Raw genomic sequence first — 9,218 nt, forward strand, 5'->3', positions numbered from 1 at the left:
CAATTGCCGAACAACGCGCCTGCCGGATGCAAATGGATCGCCCCGTTGCCGAGACGATCCACCCTAGAATACTGATACGAAAAGCACTAATGAACCCTTCGTTAAAGGCCGCCCCCTTCAGGCGGTCTTTAATTCCCGTGCAAGCGTGATGGGCTGGGCCTTCTTGCGGGCAAGACGCACCGAGCGATGAAACGGCAGGGCCGTCGCTTCTGTCTTGCTGCTTTTGATAACCGAGTTCATCCAACGCTTTTTCATCTCTTCTTTCCTCTGCTCTGACCGGGCCGTTCCTGACCACATTTGTTTTCTCGAGATCATGTATGGCCTCGATTTGCGGCCATGTTTTGACGATTTGACTAAAATTGGAAAAAAGTTCTGAACGCGAGTTGGGGAAATGTGAATTTCAGAGTTACGTTAGGTAAGTCTTTAAAAAGAAGGCGGAAAAATCTGAGATTTTGGTAAGTTTACCGCTTTTGGCCGCCAAATCGGGCAGAACTTTCCGCCATGGTGCCGCGGTCTTGCCCAATTCATAAACGGATGGTCGAGATCAGGCGACCGTAATCCGCCTCTTTCGCGTGGGTGGCGCGGCGATAGCTGAAAAAGCGGTCAGGATCGGAGTAGGTGCAATGACGCGTCCATTCCGCGTGGCCGACCCCCGCGGCACGCAGGCGATGAACGCCATAGCCCGTAAGGTCGAACTGGTACCGGTCGCCGGTGCCGTTGGCGAAAAACCGGCTGTTATCCGGGTCCTGATCGAGGAAGGCGTCGATGAATTCCGGACCGACCTCATAGGCGCCCTGGCTGATCGATGGACCGATAACGGCACTGATCCTGTCGCGCGCGGCCCCCAGATCAGTCATCGCGTCCAGCGTGGCCTCAAGCACGCCGTCCAATGCGCCGCGCCAACCGGCATGAGCCGCCCCGATCACGCCCGCCTCGGCATCGGCGAACAGCACAGGCTGACAATCGGCGGTCAGGATCGCGAGGGCCACCCCTGGCGTATCGGTGACCATCGCATCGGCCTTTGGGGACGTGTTCAAAGGACCGTGCAAGATTTCGACATCGGGTGAATGCACCTGGTGCACGGTGACCAGATGATCGGGCGGCACCTGCATCGCTTCGGCCACGCGGGCGCGGTTGATCTGCACCACTTCGGCCTGATCGGATGATCCCAGCCCGCAATTCAGCCCGTCGAACACACCCGACGACGCGCCACCCTTGCGGGTGAAGAACCCGTGGCGCAGCGGGGCCAGTGCATCGGCGGTCAGGATTTCAAGTGTCATGGGTCCAGTCCGGGTGGGGGCGCGGCCCCGTCGGGATAAAAGGCAAGTACCTTGAACAGCGTCCCCATTTCCGCGCTGTGGGTCAAGCGCCGATGTGCAGCGATATGGTTTTGCAGCGCCTCGCCAGAGAGGTTTTTCGCCAGTGCCTGCGCCCGCGCGGTGATGCCGAGGCGCTCGAGGAAGACACCTTGGGGGGTCAGGCGGCTAAAGCGCGAGGGCGTGGCGTTGGCCAGAGTTTCGAAATCCACATGGGCGGTCAGGTCGGCGACGCCGGGACGGGTAAGCGGATCGACCGCCGCGTGGTTTTCCAACGCTTGAAACGTGTCCCCCAGTGACCGCCAGTCGCCGTAATCAACGATCAGGGCTGCGCCGCCATGGTCCGCGATCCGCTGTCCTATCTGCTGCGCAGCGTGCTGACCCGCGGCGCAGAACTCCACCAGATCGCCGGGTTTCGTATCATCCAGCCGATGGTCGAGCCCACCGGGGACAACGGGGCCGGCCAAGCCGAATGTGAGCATGCCCTCCTGAACCCCGATCTGCCGTTCGCGCCAACCATCGCCGTCCCGTTGAAACTGCCGGATGGGCAGCGCATCGAAGAACTCGTTGGCGATCAGAAAGAGCGGCAAGTCGGGCAGGGAGGCAACGCTGTCGTGCCAGGTGATGTCATCGCGGCCAATCGTGTTCTGCTGGATTGCCTTCAAAGGTTCGGAAATTTCGATCAGGTGCAGGTCGAGCCCGTCGTGAAACCCCGGCACGGAGCGTGTGGCGCGCAGGATATCGGCCATCAGCGTGCCGCGCCCCGGCCCTGCCTCGGCCAGGACAAAAGGGCTTGGCGCGCCCTGATCGAGCCAGCTTTGCGCGAGGCTCAATCCGATCAACTCGCCGAACATCTGGCTGATTTCCGGCGCGGTGATGAAATCACCCGCTGTTCCGAGCGGATCGCGCGTGGCGTAGTATCCCATATCGGGATGGGTGAGGCATTCGGCCATGTACTCGGCCACGCTGATCGGTCCGCCCGCCGTGATCCGCCGGATCAGGTGCGCGCGCAGATCGGTCATTTGGCCGTGCGCCGTCGTGACAGGGCAATCATCAGGAGGCCAAAGGCAATCATCGGAAGCGAAAGAAGCTGCCCCATGCTGAGACCCGCGGGGCCGAATTGCACCACGTAGCCGAGCGGATTGTCGGGGGTGATGAACTGCGCATCGGCTTGGCGCGCGAATTCCACCACGAAGCGCGAGAGGCCGTAGCCGAGGAAAAACACACCTGTGACCCGGCCCACATTTTTCAACGCACCGCGCTTGTAGACCATAATGAGCAGGACGAGGCCCAGCACCAGCCCCTCAAGCAGCGCCTCGTAGAGCTGTGACGGGTGGCGGGCGCAGATGCCCTCGACGCCTGGGCAATCCTGCGCCGCGGCGCCGGGAAAGGCCACGCCCCAGGGCAGCGATGTGGGCCGTCCCCAAAGTTCGGCATTGATGAAATTCGCGATCCGCCCCAGCAGAAGCCCAACCGGCGTCGCCATGCAGAGGATATCAGCCACGGAAAACCCGCGGATGCCGCGCCGCCAGGCAAAGCCGAAACAGGCGATGATGACGCCGATCAGGCCCCCGTGGAAGGACATGCCACCTTGCCAGACTTGCAGGATCTCCGCCGGGTTTTGCAGGTAATAGGCGGGCTGATAGAAAAGGACGAAGCCAAGCCGCCCGCCCAGGATCACGCCAAGGATGACCCAGGTCAGCAGGTCCTCGACATCCTGTACACCCATTGCCGCCTTGTCGCCGGGCCAGAGTTTCGGGCGCTTGACGGTCGCGACCACCATCCGCCAACCGATCAGGATGCCCACGATATAGGAAAGCGCATACCAGCGCAGCGCAAATTCCATGCCAAAAAGCGAGATGCTGAAGATCTCGGGCGCGATATCGGGGAAGGGGATCATGGCCTGCATGGATGCCTGTTTGTGATGCGCGCGGGGGGAAGTCAACGGCGAACTCTGCGACGATACCGACCTTGTGAAGCGGCCGCATTGGCCCCATATAAGGCTCAACAGTTTTTGCCGGAGGCCGCCATGCAGACCCGTAATAAAGTGCTCGATGACATCTCGAAACTGATGACCAACGCGATGGGTGTCGCGCAGGGCGCCAAGGACGAGGCCGAAACCGCGATGAAGTCGATGATCGACCGCTGGCTGGCGGATCGCGATTTCGTCACCCGCGAGGAGTTTGACGCGGTCCGCGCGATGGCGCAGAAAGCCCGCGAGGAGAACGAGGCGCTCAAGGCACGGCTTGATGCGCTCGAAGGCGACGCCAAGGGCTAAGCGCCGCATTTTCCGTTACCACTTCCGTTCCCGAAAATCTGAGGCTACTGCTTGGCGCAGGTGTGTTCCTGCGGGGGAAGAGCGATGGATCGGGCGGATATCGTCGACAAGGCGTTTCGGAACGCGGTTGCGTCGGGCGCATTGCCCGAAGGGTCCGGGCCATCCGGTCCGCTGACCGCCACGGATGCTGTCGCCGTTTTCCGGGCGCAATGCCTGAACCGCAATCTCGATCGCCGCTCGCGCAAGATGCAGGCGGAAGGGCAGGGATATTATACCATCGGCTCATCCGGCCACGAGGGCATGGCCGCCGTCGCCGCCGCGCTCCGGCCCACGGATATGGCGTTTCTGCATTACCGGGACGGCGCGTTTCAGACGATGCGCTCGGCACAAGTGCCGGGCACAACGCCCGCCTGGGACATGCTCCTGAGCTTTGCGACCTCGATGGACGATCCGATCAGTGGCGGGCGGCACAAGGTGCTGGGCTCCAGGGCGCTCAACATCCCGCCGCAGACCTCGACCATCGCCAGCCACCTGCCCAAATCCGTCGGTGCGGCCTATTCCATCGGCATGGCAAAACGTCACCGACCGGAACATGCGATGCTGGCGGACGATGGGCTGGTGATGTGTTCCTTTGGCGATGCCTCCTCGAACCATTCCACGGCGCAGGGCGCGATCAACACCGCCTGTTGGACGTCCTATCAGTCGATCCCCCTGCCGCTTTTGTTCGTCTGCGAGGATAATGGCATCGGCATTTCCGTCCGCACCCCGGGCGGCTGGGTCAAGGCGAATTTCGCGGCCCGACCGGGGTTGAAATATTTCCATGCTGACGGTTTGAACCTCTATGACACCTACCGCGTCGCGCAGGAGGCGGCGGCCTATGTGCGCCATCGCCGCAAACCGGCGTTCCTGCATTTGTCGCTGGTGCGGCTTTACGGTCATGCGGGATCGGATTTGCAGCAGGCCTACCTCAATCGGGAGGTGTTTGAAGGGTGGGAAGCCGATGATCCGCTGCTTCATTCCGCGCGGCTTCTGATCGAAAAGAACGTGCTGAACGCCGAAGAGGTTCTGGCAATCTACCAGGAGGCTGAAGAACAGTGTGCCCGTGTCGCCGCCGAAGTGATCACGCGCCCGCGCCTGCAAAGCGCGGAGCAGGTCATGGCCTCGATCATCCCGCCGAAACGCGATTGCGCGCCGACCAATGGCCCGTCCGAGGCCGCCAGGCAGGCCGCGTTCGGGGCGGATTTCAAGCAGATGGACAGCCCGCAGCCGATGTCGCGGCTTTTGAACTGGGCGCTGACCGACTTGATGCTGGAGCACCCTGAGATCGCCATGATGGGCGAAGATGTGGGCCGCAAGGGCGGTGTTTACGGCGTCACGCAGAAACTGATCGACCGGTTCGGCCCGGATCGGATGATCGACACGCTTCTCGATGAGCAATCCATTCTGGGTCTCGCGATCGGCATGGCGCATAACGGGTTTGTCCCGATGCCGGAAATCCAGTTCCTCGCCTATCTGCACAATGCCGAGGATCAGTTGCGCGGCGAGGCGGCGACGCTGCCGTTTTTCTCGACCGGGCAATTCACCAACCCGATGGTGATCCGCATTGCGGGCTTGGGCTATCAGAAAGGGTTTGGCGGGCATTTCCATAATGACAACTCGCTGGCGGTCCTGCGCGATATTCCGGGGCTGATCGTGGCCTGTCCGTCGCGCGGGGATGACGCGGCGATGATGCTGCGCGAATGCGTGCGCCTTGCGCGGGAGGAACAACGGGTGGTCGTGATGGTCGAGCCGATTGCGCTATATCCGATGCGCGATCTGATAGCTGAAAAGGATGGCGGCTGGATGGGGCGTTATCCGTCACCGGACCGGCGTATCGCTCTGGGCGAGGTGGGCGTTGAGGGGGAGGGTCCTCTCGCGATCCTGACCTATGGCAACGGCCGGTACCTTTCGGCCCAGGCCGCAGCGGACCTGAGGCCCGACGGGATCGGCACCCGGATCATCGACATGCGCTGGCTGGCGCCCTTGCCGGCTGAGGGTATCCTTGCCGCGCTTGAGGGGGCCGAAAAGGTTCTCATCGTCGATGAATGCCGCACAACGGGCAGCCAGTCCGAGGCGTTGATGGCGTTCCTGCAGGAAAATACCGACCTGCCCCATGCCCGCATCGCGGCTTTTGACAGTTTCATCGCGACCGGTCCGGCCTATGCCGCCACAATGCCATCGCGCGCGTCGATTGCCGAGGCGGCCCGCAGATTGTGGGGGGCGGCATGAAACAGACCGCTGTCGTCGTGGCCCCTGGGCGGGGGACGTATAACCGGGACGAGCTTGGGTATCTTGCCCGCCATCACGGGGCGCGGGGGGATCTCATGGCGAGCTTCGATGACTATCGTGCCGCGCAGGGTCAGGAGGCGATTTCCGCTCTTGACGGTGCCGAAAGATTTTCCGGCGCGCGCCATACCCGTGGCGACAATGCGAGCGGGTTGATCCATGCCTGTGCCTATGCGGATTTCCTGTCAATTGACCGGGATCGGTTCGACATTCTGGCGGTGACGGGTAATTCCATGGGCTGGTACATCGCGCTGACCTGCGCCGGGGCGCTGGCGCCGCTCGACGGGTTCAAGCTGGTCAATACGATGGGCACGCTGATGCATGAGCACATGATCGGCGGGCAGCTCATCTATCCCTTTGTCGATGAAAATTGGCAGGTTATCCCCGGTGCGCGCGCGAGAGTTGAGACAAAGATGGCGGAGATCGACATGCGGCCCGGTCATGTCCTTGGCCTGTCGATTGACCTGGGCGGGATGCTGGTGCTGGCCGGGAATGCCCAAGGCCTGGCCGCGTTCGAGGCGGAAATGCCGGTTGTGCAGGGCCGGTTCCCGATGCGCCTGCCGGGCCATGCCGGGTTCCACAGCGCGCTGCAGGTGCCGGTCGCGGCCCAGGGGCGTGCAGCGTTGGATGCGGGCATGTTTGGCGATCCCAACCTGCCGCTGATCGACGGGCGCGGGGCGATCTGGCATCCGCGCAGTTCGGACAGTACTGCCCTGCGCGATTACACGCTCGGCCACCAGGTGGTCGAACCCTATGATTTCACCGCCGCGATCCGCGTGGCCGCGCGGGAATTCATGCCGGATGTCTTTATCGTGCTGGGGCCCGGCGGCACCTTGGGCGGGGCGGTTGCGCAAAGCCTGTTGTTGAACGACTGGCGCGGCCTCGGAACAAAATCCGATTTCAAGGCGGCGCAGGACGCCGCGCCGGTGCTTTTGTCGATGGGGCTGGATGCGCAGCGGGCGTTGGTGACCAGCTGACCCTTTCTTATTCGCCGGATCTTGTGCAAGATTGGCCGCATGCGCCGCCCTTCTTCTGATCCTGTTGACCTTCTGATCCTCGTGACCCCGCATTTCAACATGGCGGGAACGATGGCTTTCCTCGATCCCTTCCGGGCGGCCAATTACCTCGCGGGGCGGACGCATTTTACTTGGCGGATGGTTTCGGAAGAGGGGGGCTTGTGCCGGGCAAGCAATGGCATTGCGGTCGAGGTGGAACCAATCGCCGCCGTGCGCGACAGGCGCCCCGACATGGTGATCGTGACCAGTAGCTGGACCCCGGAGGCCTTTGCCAGCCCTGCGCTTCTCTCGGTGATCCGGCGGATGTCCCGCGCGGGCAGCTATGTCGGCGGCATCGACACGGCGGCGTTCATCCTGGCCGAAGCCGGGTTGTTGCAGGGAAGGCGGGCGACGGTTCACTACGAGCATATTGACGCGCTGGGTGAGCGGTTCGGAGATGTGGAGGTGACCGAGGATGTGTTCGTGCATGAGACGACGGTGGGAACGTGTTGCGGCGGCAGTGCCTCGGCGGATTATGCCTTGTTCCTGCTGCGCGACCTGGTGGGCGATGCGCTCACCAACGATTGCGCGAAATATCTTTTCCACAGCGCAGTGCGCGGGCCGGGCACCCATCAGACCGATGCACATCTGGAGCCTTTGGGGAATACTGCGCCCGCAAAAGTGCGGCGCGCAATCGAGATCATGGAGGCCCATCTTGAGCATCCAATCCCGATCCCGGAGATATGTGCGCTGGTCGATATCTCGCAGCGGCAATTGACCCGGCTGTTCCAGCAAACCGTCAAAACCAGCCCGCAGCTTTATTATCGCGACATTCGTCTTGACCGGGCGCGCGGGTTGGTGACGCAGACTGAACTGCCGCTGGCGCAGGCGGCCCTTGCGGCCGGCTTTGCCAGCCAAGTGCATTTCAGCCGCGCCTACAAAGCGCGGTTTGGCATGTCGCCCAGCCATGACCGGATCGAGGGGCGTGTGCCGTTCGAATTCCGCGCCTGGCCGATGTATCGCCGGTCCGAAGATGTTGTGAGTGGCGATTAAGGATAAAATAACGGCGAATTGCGCACAGACGGGTACCGCCTTGATCTTCGATCATCATGGTCAGTCAGGTCAGCATCGGGGAGAGCCAGCGTGACGCAACTGCCATCCACATCACAATTCGCCGCCATCGCGCGCGGGTATTCCGCCGATGAAGGCAATTCGCAATCTCTGCATGCGGATGCCTATACCCGCGACGAATGGTTTGCCGCGGATACCCAAGCCATTCTTGCGAAATCCTGGCAATGGGTTTGTCACGTGGAAAAGTTGCGTGCGCCGGGGTCGTTCGTCACCGTGGATGTGGCGGGTCATCCGGTGGCGGTGGTGCGGGACCGCGATGGAGTGCTGCGCGCCTTTTTCAACGTCTGCAAGCACCGGGCGCATCACCTTTTGTCCGGTGAGGGCAACACCACCCGCATCATGTGCCCTTACCACGCTTGGGTGTACAAACTTGACGGGCAACTGGTGCGCGCGCCGGAGACCGAGCACCTGGAGAATTTCGATACGCGGGAAATCTGTCTCGATCAGGTGCAGGTCGAGGAGTTCGCGGGGTTTATCTATGTCAATCTTGATCCCGAGGCGACACCGTTGCGTGAGGTGTCGGGCAACCTGGAGACCGAGATCCGTCATTGGGCGCCGGATATTGACCAACTGACCTTCGGTCATCGGCTGACCTATGACATCAAGTCGAACTGGAAGAATGTCGTCGATAATTTTCTGGAATGCTACCATTGCCCGACCGCGCACAAAGATTTCTGCGACTTGGTGGATATGGATACCTACAAGGTCACGACCTATGGCATCTATTCCAGCCACATGGCGGACGCGGGGACGGGGGCGAATTCGGCTTATGACGTGTCGAATGCGACGGTGCGGACCCATGCGGTCTGGTGGCTTTGGCCGACGACCTGCCTGATGCGGTATCCGGGGCGGTCGTCGATGATCGTGCTGAACATCATTCCGGTCGGGCCGGACCGGACGTTGGAGACCTATGATTTCTTTCTGGAAACACCGGAGCCTGATGCGATGGAACTGGATGCGATCCGGTACCTGGATGAAGTGTTGCAGGTCGAGGATATCGGGTTGGTCGAAAGTGTGCAGCGGGGGATGAGCACACCGGCGTTTCAACAGGGGCGGATCGTGAATGATCCGTCGGGGTCGGGCAAGTCCGAGCATGCGGTGCATCATTTCCACGGGCTGGTGCTCGACGCCTATGCGAAGGTGACCTCGTGATGGGTCTGCCCCGCCGCGCCG

General features: G+C 62.0%; 9 protein-coding genes. 5 read left to right on the plus strand and 4 right to left on the minus strand.

Translation table 11 applies throughout. From position 1 onward, the window contains the following. Window positions 1–117: 117 nt before the first annotated feature. From RBB29_RS21190 to lgt, 4 genes are all read right to left on the minus strand, one after another. Window positions 118–255, minus strand: a complete 138-nt coding sequence (locus RBB29_RS21190) for a hypothetical protein (protein WP_306116807.1) — start codon at window positions 253–255, stop codon at window positions 118–120. A 269-nt stretch (window positions 256–524) separates the two neighbouring features. Beyond that, a complete protein-coding gene (gene pgeF / locus RBB29_RS21195) occupies window positions 525–1,280 on the minus strand; it encodes a peptidoglycan editing factor PgeF (RefSeq protein WP_306116806.1) in 756 nt (251 codons plus the stop codon). Next, window positions 1,277–2,338, minus strand: a complete 1,062-nt coding sequence (locus tag RBB29_RS21200) for a class I SAM-dependent methyltransferase (protein WP_306116805.1) — start codon at window positions 2,336–2,338, stop codon at window positions 1,277–1,279. The genes pgeF and RBB29_RS21200 overlap by 4 nt, the downstream gene beginning before the upstream one ends. Next, entirely contained in the window at window positions 2,335–3,225 is an 891-nt protein-coding gene (gene lgt, locus RBB29_RS21205) for a prolipoprotein diacylglyceryl transferase (RefSeq protein WP_306116804.1), read from the minus strand. Before lgt ends, RBB29_RS21200 begins: the two co-directional genes overlap by 4 nt. Window positions 3,226–3,345: 120 nt before the next feature. On the opposite strand from lgt, the gene RBB29_RS21210 reads away from it, so the two are divergent. From RBB29_RS21210 to RBB29_RS21230, 5 genes are all read left to right on the plus strand, one after another. After that, a complete protein-coding gene (locus RBB29_RS21210) occupies window positions 3,346–3,594 on the plus strand; it encodes an accessory factor UbiK family protein (RefSeq protein ID WP_306116803.1) in 249 nt (82 codons plus the stop codon). Window positions 3,595–3,678: 84 nt separating this feature from the next. Beyond that, window positions 3,679–5,862, plus strand: coding sequence for a thiamine pyrophosphate-dependent enzyme (locus RBB29_RS21215; protein WP_306116802.1), 2,184 nt, complete (start codon window positions 3,679–3,681; stop codon window positions 5,860–5,862). Continuing rightward, window positions 5,859–6,896: an ACP S-malonyltransferase gene (locus RBB29_RS21220; RefSeq protein ID WP_306116801.1), complete on the plus strand. Its 1,038-nt coding sequence runs from the start codon at window positions 5,859–5,861 to the stop codon at window positions 6,894–6,896. Before RBB29_RS21215 ends, RBB29_RS21220 begins: the two co-directional genes overlap by 4 nt. A 39-nt stretch (window positions 6,897–6,935) precedes the next feature. Next, complete coding sequence (locus tag RBB29_RS21225) at window positions 6,936–7,967, plus strand: GlxA family transcriptional regulator (RefSeq protein ID WP_306116800.1); 1,032 nt, start codon at window positions 6,936–6,938, stop codon at window positions 7,965–7,967. Window positions 7,968–8,057: 90 nt separating this feature from the next. Then, window positions 8,058–9,197, plus strand: a complete 1,140-nt coding sequence (locus RBB29_RS21230; RefSeq protein ID WP_306116799.1) for a ring-hydroxylating oxygenase subunit alpha — start codon at window positions 8,058–8,060, stop codon at window positions 9,195–9,197. Window positions 9,198–9,218: the final 21 nt, after the last annotated feature.

Source organism: Roseovarius sp. MMSF_3359 (assembly GCF_030733385.1).
Classification (GTDB): domain Bacteria; phylum Pseudomonadota; class Alphaproteobacteria; order Rhodobacterales; family Rhodobacteraceae; genus Roseovarius.